General features: G+C 61.1%; 19 protein-coding genes. 7 read left to right on the top strand and 12 right to left on the bottom strand.

Going from position 1 to position 24,776, the window contains the following annotated elements; genetic code table 11:
* Nucleotides 1–4 precede the first annotated feature (4 nt).
* Nucleotides 5–1,213 (bottom strand): MFS transporter, encoded by a 1,209-nt coding sequence (locus CAG25_RS23670; protein WP_085612695.1) that lies wholly within the window; start codon nucleotides 1,211–1,213, stop codon nucleotides 5–7.
* Nucleotides 1,214–1,359: 146 nt separating this feature from the next.
* Nucleotides 1,360–2,511: a M14-type cytosolic carboxypeptidase gene (locus CAG25_RS23675; protein ID WP_085612694.1), complete on the bottom strand. Its 1,152-nt coding sequence runs from the start codon at nucleotides 2,509–2,511 to the stop codon at nucleotides 1,360–1,362.
* A gap of 97 nt (nucleotides 2,512–2,608) precedes the next feature.
* On the opposite strand from CAG25_RS23675, the gene CAG25_RS28490 reads away from it, so the two are divergent.
* Nucleotides 2,609–2,827 (top strand): hypothetical protein, encoded by a 219-nt coding sequence (locus tag CAG25_RS28490; protein WP_143492966.1) that lies wholly within the window; start codon nucleotides 2,609–2,611, stop codon nucleotides 2,825–2,827.
* A 163-nt stretch (nucleotides 2,828–2,990) separates the two neighbouring features.
* On the opposite strand, the gene CAG25_RS23680 is transcribed toward CAG25_RS28490, so the two are convergent.
* On the bottom strand, nucleotides 2,991–3,329 hold the full coding sequence (locus CAG25_RS23680; protein ID WP_039767517.1) for a DUF6124 family protein: 339 nt from the start codon (nucleotides 3,327–3,329) through the stop codon (nucleotides 2,991–2,993).
* A 129-nt stretch (nucleotides 3,330–3,458) separates the two neighbouring features.
* On the opposite strand from CAG25_RS23680, the gene CAG25_RS23685 reads away from it, so the two are divergent.
* On the top strand, nucleotides 3,459–4,115 hold the full coding sequence (locus tag CAG25_RS23685; RefSeq protein WP_039767691.1) for a LexA family transcriptional regulator: 657 nt from the start codon (nucleotides 3,459–3,461) through the stop codon (nucleotides 4,113–4,115).
* Nucleotides 4,116–4,154: 39 nt separating this feature from the next.
* Here the strand turns inward: CAG25_RS23685 and CAG25_RS23690 are convergent, their stop codons facing one another.
* From CAG25_RS23690 to CAG25_RS23705, 4 genes are read right to left on the bottom strand one after another with little or no spacing between them, the layout of a single operon-like run.
* Complete coding sequence (locus CAG25_RS23690; protein ID WP_085612693.1) at nucleotides 4,155–6,104, bottom strand: acetyl/propionyl/methylcrotonyl-CoA carboxylase subunit alpha; 1,950 nt, start codon at nucleotides 6,102–6,104, stop codon at nucleotides 4,155–4,157.
* Nucleotides 6,104–6,919 (bottom strand): gamma-carboxygeranoyl-CoA hydratase, encoded by an 816-nt coding sequence (locus CAG25_RS23695; RefSeq protein WP_085612692.1) that lies wholly within the window; start codon nucleotides 6,917–6,919, stop codon nucleotides 6,104–6,106. The genes CAG25_RS23690 and CAG25_RS23695 overlap by 1 nt, the downstream gene beginning before the upstream one ends.
* Nucleotides 6,920–6,932: 13 nt before the next feature.
* Complete coding sequence (locus tag CAG25_RS23700) at nucleotides 6,933–8,540, bottom strand: carboxyl transferase domain-containing protein (RefSeq protein WP_085612691.1); 1,608 nt, start codon at nucleotides 8,538–8,540, stop codon at nucleotides 6,933–6,935.
* 12 nt (nucleotides 8,541–8,552) lie between these two features.
* A complete protein-coding gene (locus CAG25_RS23705; RefSeq protein WP_039767508.1) occupies nucleotides 8,553–9,716 on the bottom strand; it encodes an isovaleryl-CoA dehydrogenase in 1,164 nt (387 codons plus the stop codon).
* A gap of 201 nt (nucleotides 9,717–9,917) precedes the next feature.
* Here CAG25_RS23705 and CAG25_RS23710 point away from each other — a divergent pair, with 201 nt between their 5' ends.
* Nucleotides 9,918–11,615, top strand: coding sequence for an AMP-binding protein (locus tag CAG25_RS23710; RefSeq protein ID WP_085612690.1), 1,698 nt, complete (start codon nucleotides 9,918–9,920; stop codon nucleotides 11,613–11,615).
* 669 nt (nucleotides 11,616–12,284) lie between these two features.
* On the opposite strand, the gene CAG25_RS23715 is transcribed toward CAG25_RS23710, so the two are convergent.
* Genes CAG25_RS23715 through CAG25_RS23725 form a run of 3 tightly spaced genes read right to left on the bottom strand, consistent with a single transcriptional unit; the run spans nucleotide 12,285 to nucleotide 14,640 of the window.
* The gene (locus CAG25_RS23715) at nucleotides 12,285–13,184 is read right to left on the bottom strand and encodes a hydroxymethylglutaryl-CoA lyase (RefSeq protein ID WP_007951509.1); all 900 of its coding nucleotides are present in this window, start codon (nucleotides 13,182–13,184) and stop codon (nucleotides 12,285–12,287) included.
* 54 nt (nucleotides 13,185–13,238) lie between these two features.
* On the bottom strand, nucleotides 13,239–13,640 hold the full coding sequence (locus tag CAG25_RS23720; protein WP_011334998.1) for a MerR family DNA-binding transcriptional regulator: 402 nt from the start codon (nucleotides 13,638–13,640) through the stop codon (nucleotides 13,239–13,241).
* A 55-nt stretch (nucleotides 13,641–13,695) separates the two neighbouring features.
* The gene (locus tag CAG25_RS23725; RefSeq protein WP_011334997.1) at nucleotides 13,696–14,640 is read right to left on the bottom strand and encodes a LysR family transcriptional regulator; all 945 of its coding nucleotides are present in this window, start codon (nucleotides 14,638–14,640) and stop codon (nucleotides 13,696–13,698) included.
* Nucleotides 14,641–14,829: 189 nt separating this feature from the next.
* On the opposite strand from CAG25_RS23725, the gene CAG25_RS23730 reads away from it, so the two are divergent.
* Nucleotides 14,830–16,059, top strand: coding sequence for an acyl-CoA dehydrogenase (locus CAG25_RS23730; protein ID WP_085612689.1), 1,230 nt, complete (start codon nucleotides 14,830–14,832; stop codon nucleotides 16,057–16,059).
* Nucleotides 16,060–16,197: 138 nt separating this feature from the next.
* On the opposite strand, the gene CAG25_RS23735 is transcribed toward CAG25_RS23730, so the two are convergent.
* On the bottom strand, nucleotides 16,198–17,532 hold the full coding sequence (locus CAG25_RS23735; protein ID WP_085612764.1) for a substrate-binding domain-containing protein: 1,335 nt from the start codon (nucleotides 17,530–17,532) through the stop codon (nucleotides 16,198–16,200).
* A gap of 120 nt (nucleotides 17,533–17,652) precedes the next feature.
* Nucleotides 17,653–18,465: an exodeoxyribonuclease III gene (gene xthA / locus CAG25_RS23740; RefSeq protein WP_085612688.1), complete on the bottom strand. Its 813-nt coding sequence runs from the start codon at nucleotides 18,463–18,465 to the stop codon at nucleotides 17,653–17,655.
* A gap of 174 nt (nucleotides 18,466–18,639) precedes the next feature.
* Between xthA and CAG25_RS23745 the strand changes: the two genes are divergently transcribed.
* The 3 genes from CAG25_RS23745 to CAG25_RS23755 all read left to right on the top strand — a co-directional run bounded on the left by CAG25_RS23745 (nucleotide 18,640) and on the right by CAG25_RS23755 (nucleotide 24,755).
* Complete coding sequence (locus tag CAG25_RS23745) at nucleotides 18,640–19,290, top strand: N-acetyltransferase (RefSeq protein ID WP_085612687.1); 651 nt, start codon at nucleotides 18,640–18,642, stop codon at nucleotides 19,288–19,290.
* A gap of 66 nt (nucleotides 19,291–19,356) precedes the next feature.
* Entirely contained in the window at nucleotides 19,357–21,084 is a 1,728-nt protein-coding gene (locus tag CAG25_RS23750) for an autotransporter assembly complex family protein (RefSeq protein ID WP_085612686.1), read from the top strand.
* Nucleotides 21,081–24,755, top strand: a complete 3,675-nt coding sequence (locus CAG25_RS23755) for a translocation/assembly module TamB domain-containing protein (RefSeq protein WP_085612685.1) — start codon at nucleotides 21,081–21,083, stop codon at nucleotides 24,753–24,755. Before CAG25_RS23750 ends, CAG25_RS23755 begins: the two co-directional genes overlap by 4 nt.
* Nucleotides 24,756–24,776 lie beyond the last annotated feature (21 nt).

Below are 24,776 nucleotides of genomic sequence, written 5' to 3' on the forward strand. Positions count from 1 at the left end.
TGTGTCAGTCCGACGTGGCGAGGGCGCAAGCCGCCTCGCCACGTTTCCGGGTGCCCAGCGTTCGCCACCAGTACAGCAACGCGACCATGTTGATTGCGGCACCCAGCCCGCAGACGCCCGGCCATCCTGCCCAGGCGTACATGGCCGTCGAGGCGATTGAGCCCAAGGCGCTGCCAATTGAGTAAAACAGCATGTAGCCGGCGGTCAGTCGGCTTTGTGCCTCCGGGCGGACGCTGTAGATCAGGCTCTGGCTGGTCACGTGCACGGCCTGCAATCCCAGATCCAGGGTGATGACGCCAAGCAGCAGCGCCCACAACGAAGACTGGGTCAGTGCGATCGGCAGCCACGAGCCCAGCATCAGCAGCAGCGACAGACCGCTGACCCATTGCCCCCATCCTCGATCCGCCAGGTGTCCGGCTCTGGCGGCGGCGAGTGCACCCGCCGCGCCGGCGAGTCCGAACAATCCGATCTCACTGTGGGAAAGCGACAGCGGCGGGGCGGCCAGCGGCAACACCATCGGCGTCCACAGCACCATGGCGCTGGCGAAGGTGAGCAGGGCGAGGATTGCTCGTTGGCGCAGCACCGGTTCTTCACGAAACAGGCTGAACACCGAGGCGATCAATGCCACGTAATGCGTGGTCGGTCGTGCTTCTTCATCCTTGGGCAACACCCGAAACAGCAACACAGCCATCACCAGCGTCAATCCCGCTGACAGCAGATAGATTGAGCGCCAGCCGGCCAGATCAGCCATACCGCCGGCCACCGTACGCGCCAGCAGAATGCCGATGACGATGCCGCTGGTGATCACGCCCACAACCTTTCCGCGTTGCGCCGGGACGGCCAGGGTTGCGGCGTAGGCGACCAACACCTGGGTGACCACGGCCAGCAGGCCGGTCAGGGTGACGCCAATCAGCAGCCAGGTGCTGTTCGAGGCCAGAGCAATCATCAGCAAGGCTGCGGCGGACAACAGTGTTTGCGTGACGATCAGCCGCCGGCGGTTGAGCAGGTCGCCGAGGGGTACGAGCAATAACAGCCCGAAGCCGTAGCCGACCTGGGTCAAGGTCATGACGATGCCGATGCTGCCCGGCGAGATCTCGAAGGCTTCGGCCATCGCATCCAGCAGCGGCTGGGCGTAATAAACGTTGCCCACCGCGAGGCCGCAAGCGATGGAGAAAAGCAGTACGACACCTTTATCGAGTGTTGCAGTGTTCATGTCCCGGATCCTTTCAGGTTTCAATTTGAAACTTGAGTGACGGTAAGTAATCCGGTTTTGATTTGCAACCTGATTGAGTAAAAGTCGGCGCAAAAAAAAGATCGCAGACAGGCTGCGATCTTTTGTGAAGCGAAACTCAGGGGCGATCAGCGCAGGGTGTCGACCATGTCCGCGATGGTGGTCAGCACGTCCTTGCCCAGTTGCTTCGAGCGCTTGCCCGACCAGCCGGTGAGCGGATTCGGCGCATCATCGTGATCCTTGAACGGCATTTCCAGGGTCAGTGACAGGCAGTCGAACTTCTGGCCGACGCTGTTGCAGGCCAGGGTCACGTTGGCCTGGCCCGGTTCATCGCGGGTGTAGCCATACTTGGTCTGGAAATCTTTGGTGGTGTGCTTGAGGTGGCTGCGGAAGTGTTCTTCGAGTTTCTCGATCCGCGGGGTGTAACCCGGATTGCCTTCGCAGCCGGCGGTGAACACGTGGGGAATTTCTTCGTCGCCGTGTACGTCGAGGAACAGATCGACGCCGTACTTTTCCATTTGCTGTTGTACGAAAAGTACTTCCGGGCTGACTTCCTGACTGGCGTTCTGCCAGGCGCGGTTCAGGTCCTGACCCATGGCGTTGGTCCGCAGGTGACCGTGGAAGGCACCGTCCGGGTTCATGTTCGGCACCAGGTACAGATCGGCGCTGGCCAGCAGTTTGTTCAGCACTGGATCGTCATGATGTTCCAGGCGTTCGATCACGCCTTCCATGAACCACTCGGCCATGTGCTCGCCGGGATGTTGCTGGGCGATGATCCAGATCTTGCGTCGACCTTCGGCGCCAGTGCCTTTGCGCAGCAGCTGAATGCCGCGGCCTTCGACGCTTTTTCCGGTGGCCAGCAGTTCGGTGCCGGCCTTGGTCAGCGCCTGCTCGATCAGCCAGTCATGACGGCCACGGCTGTAGGGCTCGAAGTAGGCGAACCAGGCGTGGGTCTGCTCGGCTTCGAGGCAGAAGCGCAGGCTGTCGCCTTCGAATTGGGTCGGAATGCGGAACCAGTTGACGTGATCGTAAGAGGCGACCGCCTGATAGCCGGTCCAGGCTTTGTTGTAGGAGGACTGACTGGCGTTGACCAGACGGAACCAGTGTTCCTGATGAACGTGCAGGCCGCTGGCCTTGAAGTGGAACCACTGGAAATGGGCGCTGCGGGTATCTGGCCGAATTGCCAGAACCGGGTTGAGCGGATTGCTGATGTCGATGACTTGGATGTTGCCGCTGTCGAAGTTGGCGCTGATGTCGAACGAGGATTTGGCCACGGTCATAATCGGTTCCTGAATATGATTTTTATGGCGGCTACTTTACACGCAAGACAGGGGTGAAACCGAGGGAAATTGCGGGTTGCGGCGGGGGGCGTCTTCCGTGACGCGGATGCAGCTTAGTGGCTGTGCGATTGATTCTCAAGTGCTAATTGGCATTACTTTGCCCCAATGCGGCCGGGGTCCGCTTGCCAAGCAATATTCTTTTGATATTATCCGCGCCATCGAATTTGCAGCACCCAAAGACTTCATTAGCCTGAAGCCACAAGCCAGAAAACTGGCAAAAAAAAGACCCGGCAAAAAGCCGGGTCAAAAACCGTGATTAGCCTGATGAGGAGATAGTCCAGAAGACCGACCTAAGGTCTCTGGCCCATCGACTGATCTCGCGACCAGCTGCTTGCAATAATAATCATTATCATTTGCAAGTCAAATGTTTTTATCTGCGCGATTGGAAAGTTCTTTCCTGTCCGTCCGAACTCCCGTCTTCAGCGAACCGCGCCATCGAGCGAGTGATCGACCATCGCTCGTGCCATGTCCACCATGTGCACGACCGAAAACGCCAGATCCCGATTGACGCCCTGTAAGCCATCCGCAGCCTTGAACGCCGTGGCTGCTGCGCATCGCAGCAGGTCGGAGGCGTGGACCAGGGATTCTTCGCCACTCAGGTTGCTGTTCACGCCGAAGAAGCGTTCCTCTGCATCCGGTTCTGACACAGCTGGTTTCAAGTAATAGTCCAACGCCCGTTGCGCAGCGGCACACCCTTGCGGGGAGGTGAAGGTGGTATCCATTTGCAGGTCGGGCAAGTCTTTGCTGGTGATATTCATGGTGAAAGGTCACTCCTTGGTCGATTCAAATCCGTGACCCAAGAATAGTACTATCAGTATTTGTGACCAGAATTTAAATACTACAATATGTGTTTTGCCGGCCGCAGGCGTCCACGTATGGTGCCGCACATGGATAAATGGATTGAGTTGGTCAAGGCCAAAATGAGTGAACTCAACGTCACTCAAGTCGAACTCGGCGAGCGCGTCGGCATGTCGCAGGGCGGTATCGGCCATTGGCTGAACAAGCGCCGCGAGCCCGGCATTACGCAGATGAACCGCGTGCTGAAAGCGCTGGGTATGGAGTATCTCGAGGTCGCGGTGGTGATTCGTGAACCGCAGATCGATGCGGACGACGAAATGCCCCTGGCGCAGAAGTACAACCCTTACTTTCGCTATCCGGTCAGCGAGTGGAATGCGCCGGTCGAGGCCCGTGAAAGCCAGCCAGCGTATTCCAGTGCCAAGGACAAGCGACGTTTCGAACTGACGGATTACCACGCCCGTGGCCCGGCGTTCTGGCTGACGGTGACGGGTAACGCGATGACCGCGCCCACCGGGCAGAGCATCGGCGAGGGGATGATGATTCTGGTGGACCCGGCGCTGGAAGCCGAGCCCGGCAAACTGGTGATCGCCCAGTGGCCGGACAGCGACGAGGCGATTTTCCGCAAGCTGATCGAAGAGGGCGGCCAGCGTTACCTGGTGCCGCTCAATCCGACCTGGCCGAAAGCCTTGTTGACCGACGAGTGCCGAATTATCGGTGTCGTGGTTCAGGCAACGGCCAAATACTAGTCAGATCGATCCTCGTCAGGCGTAGGATCGATCCACCTTTCACGCTTCTTCCAGTTCGACCAGTGCGCTGCCTTCGCTGACCATTTCGCCTTCCTGGCAATACAGCGCCTTGATCACGCCGGCATGGGGTGCGCGGATGCTGTGCTCCATCTTCATCGCTTCCAGTACCACCAATTGCGCGCCGGCCTCAACCGCTTGCCCGGCCTCCACCAGTACCCGAACGATGCTGCCGTTCATCGGCGCCGTCAGACCGCCCTGATGGCTGTGACTGGCTTCGACAGCGCTGATCGGGTCATACGTTTCAACGCGTCGCAACTCGCCGTCCCATTGCAGAAACAGCACCTCTTCACGACGAATCGCCCGCAGCTGCCGACGCAGCCCGTAGTGCTCGAGTATCAGTTGCTCGCCGATCAGTTTTGCACTGCCGCCAGCACCGAGCGTCAACGCCCGGTCCTGCCCCTCGCAACTCAAATGCAAAGTGATTTCACGTGGCAGGCCAGCACGCAAACCGCTGGGAAGCGCCCAAGGCGAAGCGGGATCATCCGCCCGAGCCATCCCCGGCAGGCTCTGCGCAAAAGCCTGCGCCGCCGCCACCCAGAACTCATCGCTCAGCGCAGCAGGCGCTGGCAGCAACTGCTCCTGATAGCGCGGAATGAACCCGGTATCCAGCTCGGCCGCCGCGAACGCCGGATGACCGATGATCCGCCGCAGGAAGTTGATGTTGGTCTTCAGCCCGCCAATCGCAAACTCATCGAGCATGCTCAGCAGCCGCAAACGCGCCTGTTCACGATCCTCGCCCCAGGCAATCAGCTTGCCGAGCATCGGATCGTAGAACGGCGAAATCTCGTCGCCTTCTTCAACGCCGCTGTCCACACGGCGCCCCGGCCCTGCGGCGGATTCGCGATACAGATCCAGACGCCCGGTTGCTGGCAGGAAGTCATTCGACGGATCTTCCGCATACAACCGAACCTCAATCGCATGCCCGTTCAGCGGCACCTGATCCTGGGTGATCGGCAGTGCTTCGCCGCGAGCAACGCGAATCTGCCAGGCCACCAGATCGAGCCCGGTGATGGCTTCGGTGACCGGGTGTTCGACCTGCAGCCGCGTGTTCATCTCCATGAAGAAGAACTCGCCGCGAGCATCCAGCAGAAACTCCACCGTGCCGGCACCGACGTAGCCGATGGCTTGCGCCGAACGCACAGCCGCCTCGCCCATCGCCCGACGCAGTTCCGGGCTCAAACCCGGTGCCGGCGCCTCTTCGACGACCTTCTGGTGCCGGCGCTGGATCGAGCAATCGCGCTCGTTCAGGTACAGGCAATTGCCATGCTGATCGGCGAATACCTGGATTTCCACGTGCCGCGGCTTGAGCAGGTATTTCTCCACCAGCATCCGCGAGTCGCCGAACGACGACTGCGCTTCACGCTGTGCGGAGGCCAGCGCTTCAGCCAGTTGACTGACGTCCTCGACGACCTTCATGCCTTTACCGCCACCGCCAGCGGTGGCCTTGAGCAGCACCGGATAGCCGATGCGCTCGCAAGCATCGCGGAAGGTGTCCAGATCCTGAGCTTCGCCGTGATAACCCGGCACCAGCGGCACGCCAGCCGTTTCCATCAGGGCCTTGGCGGCGGATTTGCTGCCCATCGCGTCGATGGCCGAGGCGGGTGGGCCGAGGAAGATCAGGCCGGCCGCTTCGATGGCGCGAGCAAACCCGGCGTTCTCCGACAGAAAGCCATAACCCGGATGAATCGCCTGAGCGCCGCTGGCCTTGGCCGCGGCGATCAGTTTGTCGATTTGTAAGTAACTGTCGGCCGCTTTGCTGCCGCCCAGATCCACACGGATATCCGCTTCACGGCTGTGCCGTGCTTCGCGGTCGGTGGCGCTGTGTACGGCGACGGTGGTCATGCCCAGCGCCTTGGCGGTACGCATGACCCGGCAAGCGATTTCGCCACGGTTGGCCACCAGCAGGGTGGTGAGAACAGGTGCGCTCATCAACGCGGCTCCTTGGTGGTGGTTGCGGCTTGCCAGCTCGGCGCACGTTTCTGCAAAAAGGCCCGCAAGCCTTCCTGGCCTTCCGGGCTGACGCGGATGCGGGCGATGGCATTTTCGGTGTAGCGGCGCAGGGCCGGCGTCAGCGCGCCGTTGCCGACTTCACGCAGCAGATCCTTGCTGGCGCGCATGGCGGCGGGGCTGTTGAGCAGAAGGTTGTCGATCCATTGTTCGACTTTCTGTTCAAGCTCGGTTGCCGGATAGCTTTCCGATAACAAACCGATTTCACGCGCCCGCTGGCCGCCAAAACGCTCGGCCGTCAGCGCATAACGCCGCGCCGCGCGCTCGCCGATGGCTTGCACCACAAACGGACTGATCACCGCCGGCGCCAGGCCAATGCGCACTTCCGACAGGCAGAACTGCGCGTCATCGGCGCCAATCGCCATGTCGCAGCAACTGATCAGACCCAGCGCACCGCCGAACGCCGCGCCTTGCACCACGGCAACGGTCGGGATTTTCAGTTTGGCGAGGTTGTACATCAGCTCCGCCAGTTCCCGGGCGTCGTCGAGGTTGGTGTGGTAATCGAGTTCGGCCGATTGCTGCATCCAGGCCAGATCCGCGCCGGCGCTGAAGTGTTTGCCGCGTCCGCGCACCAGCAGGAAACGCAGGCTGGCGTCGCTGGCGACCTTGTCCAGCGCCAGGATCAGTTCGCGGATCATCTCGGCGTTGAACGCGTTGTTCTTTTCTTCGCGGCTCAGCCACAGGGTCGCGAAACCCCGTGGATCGCTCTGCAATTCGAGGGTGTTGAAGTCGCTCATGAGGTTCTCCCGATCACATCCGGAACACGCCGAAGCGGCTCGGTTCGATAGGCGCGTTCAACGACGCGGACAAGGCCAGGGCCAGTACATCGCGGGTCTGTGCCGGGTCGATGACGCCGTCGTCCCACAGTCGTGCGCTGGAGTAGTAGGGGTGACCCTGCTCTTCATACTGGTCGAGGATCGGTTGTTTGATCTCGCTTTCCTGCTCGGCACTGAACGCCTGGCCGCTGCGTTCGGCCTGCTCGCGCTTGACCTGAACCAGCACGCCCGCCGCCTGTTCGGCACCCATCACGCCGATCCGCGCGTTCGGCCACATCCACAGGAAACGCGGATCGTAGGCCCGCCCGCACATGCCGTAGTTCCCGGCGCCGAAGCTGCCGCCGATGATCACGGTGAATTTCGGCACCTTGGCGCACGCCACGGCGGTCACCAGTTTGGCGCCGTGCTTGGCGATGCCGCCGGCCTCGTATTTCTGGCCAACCATGAAGCCTGTGATGTTCTGCAGGAACAGCAGCGGGATGCCGCGCTGGCAGGCCAATTCGATGAAGTGCGCGCCTTTTTGCGCGGCTTCGGCGAACAGGATGCCGTTGTTGGCGAGGATCGCGATCGGGTAGCCGTGCAGATGGGCGAAGCCGCACACTAGCGTCGTCCCGAACAGCGCTTTGAATTCATCGAACACCGAACCGTCGACCAGTCGCGCAATCACTTCGCGCACATCGAACGGCTGCTTGGCGTCCGCCGACACCACGCCGTACAACTCGTCGCTAGCGTACAGCGGAGCAATCGGCGCGCGCTGCTGCACTTCGCCGAGTTTGCGCCAGTTGAGGTTGGCGACGCTGCGGCGGGCGAGGGCGAGGGCGTGCTCGTCGCTTTCGGCGTAATGGTCGGCGACCCCGGAAATCTTGCAATGCACATCGGCCCCGCCGAGGTCTTCGGCGCTGACCACTTCACCGGTCGCGGCTTTCACCAGCGGTGGGCCAGCGAGGAAAATCGTCGCCTGATTGCGCACCATGATCGCTTCGTCGGCCATCGCCGGCACATAGGCGCCGCCGGCGGTGCAGGAGCCCATGACCACGGCAATCTGCGGAATGCCCATGGCGCTCATGTTGGCCTGGTTGAAGAAGATCCGCCCGAAGTGTTCGCGATCCGGGAACACTTCGTCCTGACGCGGCAGGTTGGCGCCGCCCGAGTCCACCAGATAGATGCACGGCAGGCGATTCTGCTGGGCGATCGTCTGGGCGCGCAGGTGTTTCTTCACGGTCAGCGGATAGTACGAACCACCTTTCACGGTCGCGTCGTTGGCGACGATCATGCACTCGACGCCTTCCACGCGACCGATCCCGGCAATCACGCCAGCGGCCGGCACGTCTTCGCCATACACAGCGTGGGCGGCCAACTGACTGATTTCCAGAAACGGCGAGCCCGGATCGAGCAAGCGGTTGATCCGCTCACGCGGCAGCAGTTTGCCGCGCGAGGTGTGACGTTCCTGAGCTTTCGCGCCGCCGCCCTGGGCCACTTGGGCGAGCAGGGTATGCAGGGCGTCGACCTGTTTGAGCATCGCCGCGCTGTTGGCGGCGAACTCCGCTGAACGAGGGTTGAGCTGGGTATGCAGGATAGCCATGAACAGCTCCGTTTAGCGGGTTTCGTTGAACAGTTCGCGACCGATCAGCATGCGACGGATCTCACTGGTGCCGGCGCCGATTTCGTACAGCTTGGCGTCACGCAGCAGACGACCGGCCGGGAATTCGTTGATGTAACCGTTGCCGCCGAGAATCTGGATCGCATCAAGGGCCATTTGTGTGGCACGTTCGGCGGTGTAGAGGATCACGCCGGCGGCGTCCTTGCGCGTGGTTTCGTTGCGCTCGCAAGCCTGGGCCACGGCGTAGAGGTACGCGCGGCTGGCGTTGAGCTGGGTGTACATGTCGGCGACTTTGCCCTGGATCAGCTGGAATTCGCCGATGCTCTGGCCGAACTGCTTGCGATCGTGGATGTACGGCACGATCAGGTCCATGCACGACTGCATGATCCCGGTCGGGCCGCCGGACAGCACGACGCGTTCGTAATCGAGACCGCTCATCAGCACTTTCACGCCGCCGTTGAGCACGCCGAGAATGTTTTCTTCCGGCACTTCGACGTCATCGAAGAACAGCTCGCAGGTGTTGGAGCCGCGCATGCCGAGTTTGTCGAACTTGTTGCTGCGGCTGAAGCCTTTCCAGTCACGTTCGACGATGAATGCGGTGATGCCGTGCGGTCCTTTTTCCAGGTCGGTCTTGGCGTAGATCACGTAAGTGTTGGCGTCGGGACCGTTGGTGATCCAGGTCTTGCTGCCGTTGAGCACGAAACGGTCGCCGCGCTTATCGGCGCGCAATTTCATCGAGACCACGTCGGAACCGGCGTTCGGTTCGCTCATCGCCAGAGCGCCGACATGTTCGCCGCTGATCAGTTTTGGCAGGTATTTGGCTTTCTGTTCGTGGTTGCCGTTGCGGTTGATCTGGTTGACGCAGAGATTGGAGTGGGCGCCGTAGGACAACGCCACCGAAGCCGATCCACGGCTGATTTCCTCCATCGCCACGACGTGCGCCAGGTAACCCAGGCCAGCACCGCCGTACTCTTCCGGCACGGTGATGCCGAGCAGGCCCATGTCGCCGAACTTGCGCCACAGATCGGCCGGGAACAGGTTGTCGCTGTCGATCTGCGCGGCACGCGGGGCGATCTCCTTGGCGACAAAGGACTGAACCTGATCGCGCAGCATGTCGATGGTTTCACCGAGGGCAAAGTTCAGGGATGGGTAGCTCATGGGGCACCTTTTGGCTTTTTTGTAGGGTGGGGAGAAGGGCGTTTCAGTTCTCACCTTTACGTTAACGTAAGCCTGTGACGAATGGCTGTCAATCGCCCTTTACGTTAACGTCAACTTGAGCGAGAGTAGAGCCAGTTCTGAATGGTCGGAGCTGCCGTGGCTCCGTTCCAACACCCACTAATAAAGACAATAGGGGTCGTCATGGATCAACCCAGTGCAAACCCGCTGCGCAGCTATACCCGTGGTTCCCAGGACAAAGCCTTGCTGGCGATGACCATCGGGCAGAAGTTCGACGAGACCGTCGCGCAGTACCCGGACGGCGAGGCGCTGGTGTTGCGCCATCAGCAGCTGCGTTACACCTGGCGGCAACTGGCCGACGCGGTAGACGTGCATGCCAGAGCGCTGCTGGCGTTGGGTTTGCAGACCGGTGACCGACTTGGCATCTGGGCGCCGAACTGCGCGCAGTGGTGCATCGCTCAGTTCGCCACCGCGAAGCTCGGCGTGATCCTGGTCAACATCAACCCGGCCTACCGCAGCTCCGAACTCGAATACGTGCTCAAGCAATCCGGCTGCCAATGGTTGGTCTGCGCCGGGGCGTTCAAGAGCTCCAACTATCACGGCATGTTGCAAGGCTTGCTTCCGGAACTGGCCGAGCAATCCATCGGCGAACTGCGCAGTGAGCGCCTGCCGGAACTGCGCGGTCTGATCAGTCTCGATCCGCAGCCGCCTTCGGGTTTTCTTCCGTGGTCGCAACTGGCAGATCTGGCCGCCAGTGTCTCGCCAGCACAATTGCGTGAACGCAGCGACAGTCTGCACTTCGATCAGCCCGTCAACATTCAGTACACCTCCGGCACCACCGGTTTTCCCAAGGGCGCGACCCTCAGTCACTACAACATCCTCAACAACGGTTACATGGTTGGCGAAAGCCTCGGCCTGACAGCTGTTGATCGGCTGGTGATCCCGGTGCCGCTGTATCACTGCTTCGGCATGGTCATGGGCAACCTCGGCTGCATCACCCACGGCAGCACCATGATCTATCCCAACGATGCCTTCGATCCGCTGCTGACCCTGAGCACCGTCGCCGAAGAAAAGGCCACCGCACTGTACGGCGTGCCGACCATGTTCATCGCCATGCTCGATCAGCCGCAACGTGCCGAGTTCGACCTGTCGACCCTGCGCACCGGGATCATGGCCGGCGCCACCTGCCCGATCGAGGTGATGCGCCGGGTCATCAACGAAATGCACATGAGCGAAGTGCAGATCGCCTACGGCATGACCGAAACCAGCCCGGTCTCGCTGCAAACCGGACCATCCGACGAACTGGAGCTGCGCGTCACCACCGTCGGCCGCACCCAGCCGCAACTCGAAAGCAAAATCATCGACGAGGCCGGCAACCCAGTGCCACGGGGCACCATCGGCGAACTGTGCACCCGTGGCTACAGCGTGATGCTCGGCTACTGGAACAACCCGAATGCGACCGCCGAAGCCATCGACGCGGCGGGCTGGATGCACACCGGCGACCTGGCGAGCATGAACGACGAGGGTTACGTGTGCATCGCCGGGCGTAACAAGGACATGATCATCCGTGGCGGCGAAAACATTTACCCGCGCGAACTGGAAGAGTTCTTCTTCACCCATCCAGCGGTGGCGGACGTGCAGGTGATCGGCATTCCCTGCTCGCGTTACGGCGAGGAAATCGTCGCCTGGATCAAATTCCATCCCGGCCACAGCGCCACCGAGCAAGAACTGCAAGCGTGGTGCAAGGAGCGCATCGCCCACTTCAAGACGCCGCGTCATTTCAAGTTCGTAGAGGAGTTTCCGATGACGGTGACCGGCAAGATCCAGAAATTCCGGATGCGTGAGATCAGTATCGAAGAATTACGCGAAAACCAGACCTGACAAAGATCGAATGTGGGAGCGGGCTTGCTCGCGAATGCAGTGTGCCATTCAGCAAGCATGTTGACTGACCTGACGCATTCGCGAGCAAGCCCGCTCCCACAAAGGGGAGGGGCGGTGAAAACAGAAATCACAGGAAGCACAAAGGGGAGCCGAAGCTCCCCTTTAATTTTGTCGTCGCGTGCTCTTTTTTATTATTGAGGGGCGGTCTGTTGTTGTTTTTGGCAACCGTGGCCCTTTACCGCTGTTTTTGGCGACCCCCATCCGGGGTCAAGAGCAAACGTATTTTTTTGAGCGCTGATCTGCTTTCTCGCTAAGCGATCCAACCGATTCGGGAGCTACCTGAAGGTAGTTTTATTGTTCTCTGCCCGGTTGCGGGTCATTCCGAGGAATACCCTGAAAAGCACACCTTCTCCAAAAAAATCTGTTAGCTGCGTCTCTGCCGTGTTGTTTTTGTTATGTCAGAGTCGGTACGTCTTATTTTTATTGGTTTGCTGCTTTTTATTCTTGTTATGCCATAGAGATAGCAGAAGCCGTGCCAACTTTTAAAAGCCCTTGTAAATCAAGGGCTTGAGATTTTTGAAGGATTTGTCCTTCAGGCAAAACCAGACAATTTGTTTCCGTGTTACTCGCTTGTGCCCACGCTTCGCGCTCAGCGGTAACACCATCCCCTCACTGTGCGCTGCGAGCCTTGGCCACGCGCGAACCGGTCGGGCGACCCAGCACGGCACTGATCTGCTGGCCGGCGGCAATCAAGGCGTCGAGGTCGATGCCGGTCTCGATACCCAGGCCGTTGAGCAGGTACACCACATCTTCAGTGGCGACGTTACCGCTGGCGCCTTTGGCGTACGGGCAGCCGCCGAGGCCGGCGATCGAGCTGTCGAACACCGCGATGCCTTCCAGCAGGCTGGCGTAGATGTTGGCCATGGCCTGGCCGTAGGTGTCGTGGAAGTGGCCGGCGAGTTTCTCTCGCGGCACTTGCTTAGAGACCACTTCGAACAGTCGGCGGGTGGCGCCCGCAGTGCCGGTGCCGATGGTGTCACCCAGCGACACTTCGTAGCAGCCCATCGCGTACAGCTCGCGGGCGACCATGGCCACTTGTTCCGGGGCGACCTCGCCTTCATAAGGGCAGCCCAGCACGCAGGACACGTAACCGCGCACGGTAACGCCGTGCTGTTTCGCCGATTCCATGATCGGCGCGAACCGCGCCAGGCTTTCGCTGATCGAGCAATTGATGTTGCGCTGCGAAAAGGCTTCGGACGCGGCGGCAAACACGGCGACTTCCTTGACCCCGGCGGCCAGCGCATCCTCAAAACCGCGCAGGTTCGGCGCCAGCGCGCCATAGGTCACGCCGGGCTTGCGCTGGATCTGCGCGAATACATCAGCGGAACCGGCCATCTGCGGCACCCACTTGGGCGAGACGAAACTGCCGACTTCTATATAGCCGAGGCCGGCAGCGCTCAAGGCGTCGACCAGTTGCACCTTGTCGGCGACGCTGATTGGCTGGGCTTCGTTCTGCAGGCCGTCACGCGGGCCGACTTCGATCAGGCGTACTTGGGAGGGGAGGGACATGGCGTTGACCTGCTCTTTGAATTCCTGCGGAACCCCGTGTGGGATTTATTTGGATTACTGAACTGATTGCTGACTCTTGAGCGTCTGCTCCAGCGCCTGCACGCAGCGTTCTTCGGCGGTGTCGAGTTCCAGCTTCATCTGTTCGATGTCCAGCAGTTGCTGTTCAAGCTGTGCCCGGCGCTCGCTGATTTTCGCCAGCATGCTGTTGAGTTGTTTGGTGTTACCGCTGGAGGGGTCGTAGAGCTCGATCAGCTCGCGGCACTCGGCCAGGGAGAAACCGATACGCTTGCCCCGCAGGATCAGCTTCAGGCTGACCTTGTCGCGCGGCGAATAGATGCGTTCCTGGCCTCGGCGCTCGGGGCTGAGCAGGCCTTGTTCTTCATAGAAACGGATCGCCCGGGTGGTGATGTCCAGCTCGCGGGCGAGGTCGGAAATGCTGTAGGTCTGGCTGCTCATGAAAGCGCTCGAAGAAGGGTCTTGGCGCTAAGCTAATGGCAGGTTGACGTTTACGTCAAGTAGCGGGCGCCTGCAGCTTGTCGAGCTTCTTCTCATGGGCCGTCACTTGCTGGCACAGCTCGATCATCTGCTCGCGCATCCAGCGGTTGGCCGGGTCCTGATCGGTGCTTTCGTGCCAGTACAAATGGGTTTCCACCGGCGGCACATCGTTGACCGGCAGATTGAACGCATGCAGGTCATGGCGCCGAGCGAAACGTTCCGGCACGGTCATCACCATGTCGGTTTGCTGCAACACCTGGGACGCCATCAGATAGTGCTGCGAGCGCAGGGCGATCTTGCGCTGGATGCCCATTTTGCCCAGCGCCAGATCGACATGGCCCAGGCCACTGCGCCGGCTGGAAATATGAATGTGGGTCAGCGACAGGTAATCGTCGAGGGTGAATTTTTCCTTGGTCGCCAGCGGATGGCCCTTGCGCATGGCGCAGACGTAACGGTCTTCCATCAGCTTGACGTGGCGCACCTGCGGGTCGGTGTTGAGCGGCGCATCCACGGCAAAGTCGAGACGCCCGGCGGCCAGTTCCTTGGTGGTTTCCCGGCGTTTGGACAGGAAGCTTTCGATAATCACCGTCGGCGCCAGACGACGCAGGCGCTGGAACAGCGGCGGCAGAATCACAGCTTCGGTCAGGTCAGTCATGCTGATGCGGTAAGTCTTGACCGCTTGCGAAGGGTTGAAAATGCGACTTTCCTGAACCGACACCCGCAGCAGCGACAGCGCGTTGCGCACCGGGCCGATGATGTTCTGCGCCATGGGCGTCGGCACCATGCCTTGGGCGGTGCGTACGAAGAGCGGGTCGTTGAAGGTCTCGCGCAACCGCGCCAAGGCGTTGGACACCGCCGGCTGGGTAATGCCGACAATCTGCCCGGCGCGGGTCAGGTTGGCTTCGGTGTAGATCGCGTCGAAGACGATGAAAAGGTTGAGGTCGACCTTGCTCAGATTCATTACGCGGCTCTCTTGTTATAGATGCTTGTTATTGATGGATGGCGCGGGTCAGGGCGGCCAGGAAAATCAACCAATCATATATCGGTGATGAATGTTTATACACGCCGAGAATAGGCTAGGTAAATTATCAACGCTGTTCTAGCATCGATTGCATGACTTAAACAACCTGCCGAAAAAAGGTAATTGCTCATGGATTTCGCTTATTCGCCCAAGGTGCAAGAACTGCGTGAGCGCGTGACCGCGTTCATGGACGCTTACGTTTACCCGGCCGAAGCCGTGTTCGAACGGCAGGTTGCCGAAGGCGATCGCTGGCAGCCGACGGCGATCATGGAAGAACTCAAGGCCAAGGCAAAGGCCGAAGGTCTGTGGAATTTGTTTCTGCCTGAGTCGGAACTCGGCGCCGGCCTGACCAACCTCGAATACGCGCCATTGGCGGAAATCATGGGCCGTTCGCTGCTCGGTCCCGAGCCGTTCAACTGCTCGGCCCCCGACACCGGCAACATGGAAGTGCTGGTGCGTTACGCCAACGAAGAACAGAAACAGCGCTGGCTCGAACCGCTGCTGCGCGGCGAGATCCGCTCGGCATTCGCCATGACCGAGCCGGACGTTGCGTCCTCCGACGCCACCAACATGGCCGCCCGTGCCGTGCGTGATGGCGACGAGTGGGTCATCAATGGCAAGAAATGGTGGACTTCCGGGGCCTGCGATCCGCGCTGCAAGATCCTGATCTTCATGGGCCTGAGCAACCCCGACGCTCCGCGTCACGCTCAGCACTCGATGATCCTGGTACCGGTCGACACTCCCGGCGTGAAGATCCTCCGTCCGCTGCCGGTGTTCGGTTACGACGACGCGCCCCACGGCCACGCCGAAGTGCTGTTCGACAACGTGCGGGTGCCGTACGAAAACGTCCTGCTCGGTGAAGGACGCGGCTTCGAAATCGCACAAGGTCGCCTTGGCCCAGGCCGGATTCACCACTGCATGCGTTCGATCGGCATGGCCGAGCGCGCACTGGAACTGATGTGCAAACGTTCCGTGAGCCGCACTGCATTCGGCAAACCGCTGGCGCGTCTGGGCGGTAACGTCGACAAGATTGCCGACTCGCGGATGGAAATCGACATGGCGCGCCTGCTGACCCTGAAAGCGGCGTACATGATGGACACCGTGGGTAACAAGGTCGCCAAGAGCGAGATTGCACAGATCAAGGTCGTGGCACCGAACGTCGCGTTGCGGGTGATCGACCGGGCGATTCAGATTCATGGCGGGGCCGGGGTGTCGAACGACTTCCCGTTGGCCTACATGTACGCCATGCAACGCACCCTGCGCCTGGCCGACGGCCCGGACGAAGTGCACCGCGCGGCGATCGGCAAGTTCGAGATCGGCAAGTATGTGCCGAAGGAAATGCTGCGTAGCGGTCATTAAGACCGCGTCGCCAGCATCGCGGGCAAGCCCGCTCCCACAGGGATCTCCGGTGAACGCATTGTCGTGAACACCAGAAAAACCTGTGGGAGCGGGCTTGCCCGCGATGGCGTCAGTGCCCGCAACGCATCAACACCAGATTCAGTAAACCCAAACCTCAACCCGCCGATTCTTGATCCTGCCTTCATCCCCGCTGTTGGTCGCCACCGGCATCAGCGCGCCAAACCCGCGCACCTCGCGCAGCACCACGCCGTTCTTCACCAACTCCCGGCGGACCGCCATCGCCCGCAGCTTCGACAGCAAATCCGCCCGCGCCGGGTCGTCCTTGGCGTCGCCGAATCCCACCAGAGTTACCGCGCGGTCGGTCTTGTCGTGGTGCTTTATATAGTCGAACACCCGGGCCAGATCCTGACGGGCCTTGTTGTCGAGGCTGGCGCTGCCTTCTTCGAAACGGAAGTTCACGGTCAGACGCTGGGCGTGCCGGCTGAGGGATTGATAACCCTCGGGCATCAGCGCATTCGGTGTGACGGCGATGGCCTGCACGGTCTGGGCAATAAAACCGTTGGCCGCGACAATCGCCTGACCCCGGCGGCTCTGCGCAAACTCCACCAATGCCTTGGCCCAGGGATTGTTGTTGTCGGGCGGCAGATAGAAGAACAACCGCCGCGACAGCGGATAGTCTTCGGTGGCGATCAGGCTGGCGAGTGGCAACATCGCCTGGGATTGCCCGTCGACAATCGCCACGGCTCTGGCCTGGCGCACATAGGGCAGGCCGATAAAGCCAATGCCTTGTGGATCGGCGCTCACGGCGTCGGACAACTGCTCGCTGGATTCGAACCGTTTCGCGGCATTGCTCAGGGATTTCCCGCGACGGCTGAGAACAAGTTCCTTGAAGGTGTCGTAGGTGCCGGACTGATCATCCCGCGCATATAAATGAATCGTCCCACCCTTGCCGCCGACGTCTTCCCACGTCTTCGCCTCGCCACTGAAGATCCGCGCCAGTTGTTCGGTGTTCAATTGATTCAGCGGATTGTCGGGATGAAGGATGATCGCCAGGCCATCGATGGCAATGACTTGCTCGGCGTCGGGACTTTTCAGATCGCCCCGGGCTTGCAGGTTCAGTAGTTCGCTGTCCTTGATCGGTCGCGAAGAGGCGGCCAGGTCGGCGCTGGCGTTCTTGAGTGCAGTGAAACCGGTGCTCGAGCCGTGGGCAGCGATTTCCACCACGACCCTCTGGCCCTGGGCCGTCAGGCCGACGACTCGTTGTTCGTTGGCGGTGTCCGGGGTTTCGCTGTGGACTTTCAACAGCCCCTGGTCTTGCAACAGGCCTTCCACCAGCGCCGGGCCGAGCGCCGCGCCAATGGTGTTGGAACCCTGGATGCGCAATACCGGGCCGTTCTCGGGAATGGGCAACGCCGCAACCGCAACCTGCAGCCAGGCGCTCAGGAGAAAGACGAACAGAACACGCAGGGTCATGCCGGCACCGAATGCAGCCAAGGGGATTGCCGGGGAGATTAAGTCAGTGAGATTGCTGAAAGATGACAGTGCTCAAACTGTGGGAGCGAACTCCCACAGCGATTTGAGCTGATTGCGGTATCAGCTCAATTCAAGCCAGATCGGCGCATGGTCCGAAGGCTTTTCCATCCCGCGCAGTTCATAGTCGACGCCGGCGGCTTTCACCCGTGGCAGCAAACCGTGGGACGCCAGAATCACATCAATGCGCAGACCGCGCTTCGGCTCGTCTTCAAACCCGCGACTGCGGTAGTCGAACCAGCTGAACGTGTCGGTCACGTCCGGGTTCAGGTGACGGAAACTGTCAGTCAGGCCCCAGTTTTTCAGGCGGGCCATCCACTCGCGCTCTTCCGGCAGGAAGCTGCATTTGCCGGTTTTCAGCCAGCGTTTCATGTTGTCCGGGCCGATGCCGATGTCGCTGTCTTCCGGAGAGATGTTGACGTCGCCCATCACCACCAGTGGCTGTTCATTGTGGAACTGGCTTTCCAGCAGCGCTTGCAGATCGCTGTAGAAACGCTGCTTGGCCGGGAATTTGGTCGGATGGTCGCGGCTTTCACCCTGTGGGAAATAGCCGTTCATGATCGTCACCGGCACGCCGTTGGCGTCGGCGAATGTGCCCCAGATGAAGCGCCGCTGCGCGTCTTCTTCATCGGTGGCGAAGCCTTTGTGTACGGCAATCGGTTCCTGGCGCGAGAGCAGGGCGACACCGTAATGGCCTTTCTGGCCGTGGAAATACACGTGATAACCCAGGGCCCGCACTTCATCCAGCGGGAACTGGTCGTCGTGGACCTTGGTTTCCTGCAGGCCGATGACGTCCGGCTGATGCTTTTCGATCAGCGCCGCCAGCTGATGCGGGCGGGCCCGCAGTCCGTTGATGTTGAAGGAAACGATCTTCATGGTCGGCAGTCCTGGCAAAAGGGCGATGCTAGCTGACATGTAGGATCTGGGCCAGCGTGGCGGTAGTCCATATGCGCTGCTAATGTCTTTCGGGTGTGGGAACGATCCCTTCTGCCCAAGGCTCGTATAACAAGAACGGGGCCTCTTGAGTCCCGTCCAGGGAGAATCACCGTCATGCCTGAAACCCAAACCGCCGTTGCCGACATCCACATGCTCGACCGCGGCTATTCCCGTGAAGCGCGATCTCTTCTCTATCAGGCTTATCGCCACGAGCCGACCTTCGCTTATCTGTTCGAAGCCGAGCGCGCGGGTTACGAGCAGCGGGTGCGGGCCACGGTGCGAGAGCTGGTCAAACAGCATTTCCTGCAGGATCTGCCGGCCATCGGCCTGCTGGTCAACGACCGCTTGATCGGCATCGCCCTGATCGCGCCGCCGCAACGGCGTCTGGGCGTTACCGAAAGTTGGGCCTGGCGTTTGCGCATGGTGCTGAGCACCGGCTTCCGCTGCACCCGCCGTTATCTGGAATATCACGCTGCCGTTGAAGCCTGCGTGCCGACCGACTCGGTGCACATGCTGCCGCTGCTCGGTGTGCATCCACAATTTCAGGGCAAGCATTTCGGCGAGCAACTGCTGCAAGCGGTGCACAACTGGTGCGCGGTAGACGAAAGCTCCCAAGGCGTGATTCTCGACACCGGCAACCCGCGCTATCTGGAGTTCTACAAGCGTCAGGGTTACGAGGAAATCGGCGAAGTGGCCGTAGGCCCGGTACGCGAGCACGTGTTTTTCCACGCCAACCCACAGGTATTACAAACAGCAACGGGATGACCGTCGAACTTTTGGGGGAATTTCCTGTTCTATCACGCTCCCAAGCCCGTGATAGCATCCGCGCCTATGAAGTTTCCAGGAAGATTTACCAGTGGCGTGTTCATGCTGTTAAGCAGCTGCGCGGCGCTGGCGCAAAGTGAATTGGATGTGCGGATCAAACCGTCCAACGATGAACTCAAGGCCAATATAGAAGGCTATATCGGCAGCCTCGGCGATCGTGACGAAGAAGCCTTGCAGCGCTTCAGTCGCGGCGCCGAAGAACAGGCGCGCAAGGCCGCCCAGGCCTTGGGTTATTACCAGCCGCAGATCGAAAGTGACGTCAAGGGCGGTGAAAAACCGCGTCTGGTGCTGAACATCGATCCCGGCGAGCCGATCCGCCTGCGCAACGTGACCGTGCGTGTTGACGGCCCGGCGGCCTCTCTCAAATCCTTTCGAGTCCCCAAGAGTGACGTGCTCAAGCCCGGCGCGGTGCTCAACCATGGGCGTTATGAAGACGCCAAGCGCCTGATTCAGAACCAGGCCTCGCGTTATGGCTTCTTCAGTGGCCGTTTCACCAGCCAGAAATTGATGGTCGATCCACGCGCCGGGGTCGCCGATGTCGAACTGATCTACGAAAGCGGCCCGCGTTATGCGCTGGGCAAGGTCAGCTTCGAAGGCGACACCCCGTTCGACGAAGACCTGCTACAACGCATGGTGCCGTTCAAGGCCGGCGAGCCGTATGACTCCGAGCTGATCGCCGAACTCAACCGCGACCTGCAATCGAGCGGATATTTTGAAGGCGTACGGGTCGACGCCGCACCGACCGCCGCGAAAAACGACGTGATCCCGGTGGACGTCAAACTCGACACCCGCAAGCCGCGCACCATGGGCCTGGGTCTCGGTTATTCCACCGACGTCGGCCCGCGCATCAAGGCCAACTGGACCCGCCATTGGGTCAACCCGCAGGGCGACAGTTATGGCTGGGAGGCCGAACTCTCGGCGCCACGGCAGAACGTCGGTCTGTTCTACGACATCCCGCTGGACCCGCCGCTGACCGACAAACTGCGCTGGGCCGGCGGTTATCAATACGAGGACATCGACGGTTCCGACACCTTGAGCAAGCTGCTGACCTTCGGCCCGGAATGGCACAGCAAACTGCCCAGCGGCTGGCAGCGGGTGATCTCGTTGAAATGGCAGCGTGAGGAATACCAGCTCGGCGACGACTCCGGTCTGAGCACCTTGCTGATGCCCGGCGTCAGCTATTCCTACCTCAAGAGTGACAACCGCATCGACCCGCACAACGGCTATCGCCTGACCTTCGAAAGCAAAGTGGCGAAAGAAGGGCTCGGTTCGGACAACAACCTGCTTTATGGCACGGCGCTGATCAAGGGCCTGACCACCGTATTCGACAAGCATCGCTTGCTCGGCCGGGTGCAGGTCGGCGGCAGCGCCACCAACGGCTACAAATCGGTGCCGCCGTCGCTGCGCTTCTTCGCCGGTGGCGATCAGAGCGTGCGTGGCTACGACTATCAGAGCCTGTCCCCGGAGAACTCCGAGGGCGACCGCATCGGCGGGCGCTACATGGTGGCCGGCAGCGTCGAATACCAATACTCGATTGCCGAGAAGTGGCGCGTGGCGACCTTCGTCGATCAGGGTAACTCCTTTAACAAACTCGAACTGCCGAACCTCAAGACCGGAGTCGGTATTGGTGTGCGCTGGGTCTCGCCGGTGGGGCCGATCCGCCTCGACCTGGCCCATGCACTGGACGACGACGGCGGCATCCGGCTGCACTTTTCCATGGGGCCTGAGCTGTGAAGCGTGGTTTGAAAATATCGGCGCTGGCGCTGTTGTCGCTGGTGCTGCTGATCGTATTGAGCATCACCGCTGTGCTCGGAACGCAGGCCGGCAGCCGTTGGGTGCTGGGCCTGGTGCCGGGCCTGAGCGTCGACAACTTTCAGGGTCGCCTCGGCGGGCAGTGGAGCGCCGATCATCTGTTGTGGCAGCAGGACAGCAGCCGCGTCGAACTGGACAAGCCGATCTTCGCATGGTCGCCGCTCTGCCTGACGCGCATGACGTTGTGCATCCAGCAGCTCAAGGCCGACACCGTCAGCCTGCAATTCCCGCCGAGCGAAGAAGTCACCGAAAGCGGCCCGATCAAGCTTCCGGATCTGCAATTGCCCGTGACCATCGAGTTGGGCGACGTGCAGGTCGGCAGCCTGTTGTTCAACGGCAGTGAAGCGTTGAAAGGCCTGCAACTGGCGGCGCACTGGACTGCCAAGGGCATGCAGATCGACAGTGTGAAACTGCAACGCGACGAGTTGAGCCTGAACCTGTCCGGCCTGTTGCAACCGACCGGCAACTGGCCGCTGAACATCGCCGGTGATCTGACCTTGCCGTCGCCCGCTCCCGAGCCGTGGACGCTGGCGCTGAAAATCGACGGCGACCTGCTGAAAACCCTCAACCTGCACGCCGACAGCCGTGGCTACCTCGACGGCCAGTTGAGCGGCGAGCTGCAACCGCTGGTCGAAAACCTGCCGGCCAAAGTGCGGATCACCTCGGAGGCGTTCAAGCCGAGCGCGGATCTGCCGGATACCCTGCAATTCAATCAACTGGTATTGACCGGCGAAGGCGACCTGAAAAACGGTTACCAACTGCTCGGCAATGCGACGCTGCCTGCCGATAAAGGCCCGGTGGCGCTGCTGCTCAAAGGCAAGGTCGACGCCAACGGTGCGCAGATTGCCGGCCTCGATCTGACGGCCAACGACAAGCAAAGCCTCAAGCTCACCGGCAATGTCGACTGGAGCAAAGGCCTCACCGCCCAGGCGAATATCAACTGGCTGGATTTCCCCTGGCACCGGCTCTATCCGGAAATCGACGAGCCGCAGGTCACGTTGCGTACCTTCACCGGCGAAGTCTCCTACACCGACGGTCAGTACCTCGGTAACTTCGCCGCCGCCGCAGATGGCCCAGCGGGGGCGTTCAACCTGAGCAGTCCGTTCAGCGGCAATCTCAAGCAGATTTTCCTGCCACAACTGAAACTCGAAGCCGGGCAGGGCAAGGCCGAAGGCCATGTGAACGTGCAGTTCGCCGATGGCATTGCCTGGGACACCGCGCTGGAGTTGTCGGCGCTCAACCCGGCGTACTGGGTTGCGGAGTTGCCGGGCACCCTGGCCGGTCCGTTGAAGAGCAAAGGCGAAATGAAAAACGAACGCCTGAGCCTGAATGCCGACCTCGATCTGAAGGGCAAACTGCGCGGGCAACCGGCGATCCTGCAAGCCAAGGCTGACGGCGCGGGCGAGCAGTGGAATCTGAATGCCCTGCAAATCCGCCTCGGCGACAACAGCATCAACGGCAAGGGCAGCCTGCAACAGAAGCTCACCGGGCAGATCGACATCAAACTGGCGCGACTGGCCCAGCTCTGGCCGCAACTGCGCGGGCAGATCAACGGGCGGGTCGATGTCGCCGGCACGCTCAAGGCGCCGCAGGGCAAGCTCGGCCTGCAAGGTTCGCAACTGGCGTTCCAGGACAATCGCCTGCAAAGCCTCAACCTCGACGCCACCCTCGACAGTGCGCAACGGGCGAAGATCGACCTCAAGGGCAGCGGCATCCAGGCCGGCGATACGTCGCTGGGCACCCTGACCGCCAGCGCTCAGGGCGATATCAAAAACCAGAAACTCAACCTCGACCTGCTCGGGCCCAAGCTGAAACTGGCGTTGGGTCTGGACGGCAATCTGGACAAGGGCAACTGGCGCGGGCGTCTGGCCAGCGGCGACATTCAGGCCGGCGGCCAGGACTGGAAGCTGCAAAACCCGGCCAAGCTCGAACGGCTGGCCGACGGCAAGATCAACTTCGGCGCCCATTGCTGGATGTCCGGCAATGCCAGCCTGTGCGGTGAAGATCAGCGCCTGATGCCGGAGCCGAAGCTGCGTTATCACCTCAAGCAATTCCCGATCGAAAGCCTGGCGCAGTGGCTGCCGAAGGATTTCGCCTGGCAGGGCAAGCTCAACGCCGACCTGCAACTGGACCTGCCGGCCAGCGGCCCGAACGGCCAGGTCAGCATCGATGCCAGCGGCGGCACCTTGCGCATGCGCGAGAAGGATCAGTGGCTGGACTTCCCGTACCAGACCCTCAAGCTCACCAGCAAGCTCACGCCGAAACGCATCGACACCGACCTCAACTTCGTCGGCGGCAAGCTTGGCGAGTTGATGGTGCAGGCGCAGATCAACCCGCTGCCGGCGAGCAAACCGGTCAGTGGTTCGTTCCGCCTCAGCGGGCTTGATCTGTCGGTGGCGCGGCCGTTTGTGCCGATGGTCGAGAAACTCACTGGGCGCCTGAACGGCAGCGGCACGATTTCCGGTGGCCTGCTCGCGCCGCTGGTCAACGGCACCGTGCAGCTCAGCGACGGCGAAGTGTCCGGGCCGGAGTTGCCGATCGAGCTGCAAGCGTTGCAACTGCAAGCGGTGATCGCCGGTGAGGCCGTGCAATTGAACGGCGGCTGGAAAAGCGGCAAGAGCGGGCAGGGCAGCCTGAACGGCAACATCGCCTGGGGTCAGGCGCTGGTGGTGGATCTGGCGCTCAAGGGCACGCAATTGCCGGTGACGGTCGAGCCCTACGCCAAACTGGAAGTGGCGCCGGACCTGAAGATTTCCATGGCCGGCGATGAGCTGGCGATTGCCGGCAAGGTGCTGGTACCGAAAGGCGAAATCACTGTGCGGGAACTGCCGCCATCGACGGTGAAAGTCTCCGATGACACGATCATCGTCGGCGCGCAGACCGAGGAGGGCAAACCGCCGCTGGCGATGAAAATGGACATCGATGTGGTGGTCGGCCAGGACAAGTTGAGCTTCGCCGGGTTCGGCCTGACCGCCAACCTGCAAGGCCAGGTGCACATCGGCGACAACATGGATACTCGCGGTGAACTGTGGCTCAACGACGGACGCTACCGCGCTTATGGTCAGCGCCTGACGGTGCGTCGCGCGCGTCTGCTGTTTGCCGGCCCGATCGATCAGCCATATCTGGACATCGAAGCGATTCGCCAGACCGATGATGTGATCGCCGGTATCCGCCTGAGCGGCAGCGCCGAGCAGCCGACCACACAGATCTTCTCGGAACCGGCCATGAGCCAGGAACAGGCGCTGTCTTATCTGGTGCTGGGGCGTCCGCTGAGCACCACCGGCGAGGACAACAACATGCTCGCGCAGGCGGCGCTTGGTCTGGGCCTGATGGGCAGTTCCGGGGTCACCAGCAGTCTGGCCAGTGACCTGGGCATTCAGGACTTCCAGCTCGACACCCAGGGCAGCGGCAACACCACCAGCGTGGTGGCCAGCGGCAACATCTCGGAAAAACTCAGCCTGCGTTACGGCGTCGGCGTGTTCGAGCCGGCCAACACCATCGCCCTGCGCTACAAACTGAGCAAAAAGGTCTACCTCGAAGCCGCCAGCGGCGTGGCCAGTTCGCTGGACATCTTCTACAAGCGGGATTTCTAGAGCGCACCTGTTTACTTGAAC

Source organism: Pseudomonas sp. B16(2017) (assembly GCF_002113205.1).
Classification (GTDB): domain Bacteria; phylum Pseudomonadota; class Gammaproteobacteria; order Pseudomonadales; family Pseudomonadaceae; genus Aquipseudomonas; species Aquipseudomonas pharyngis.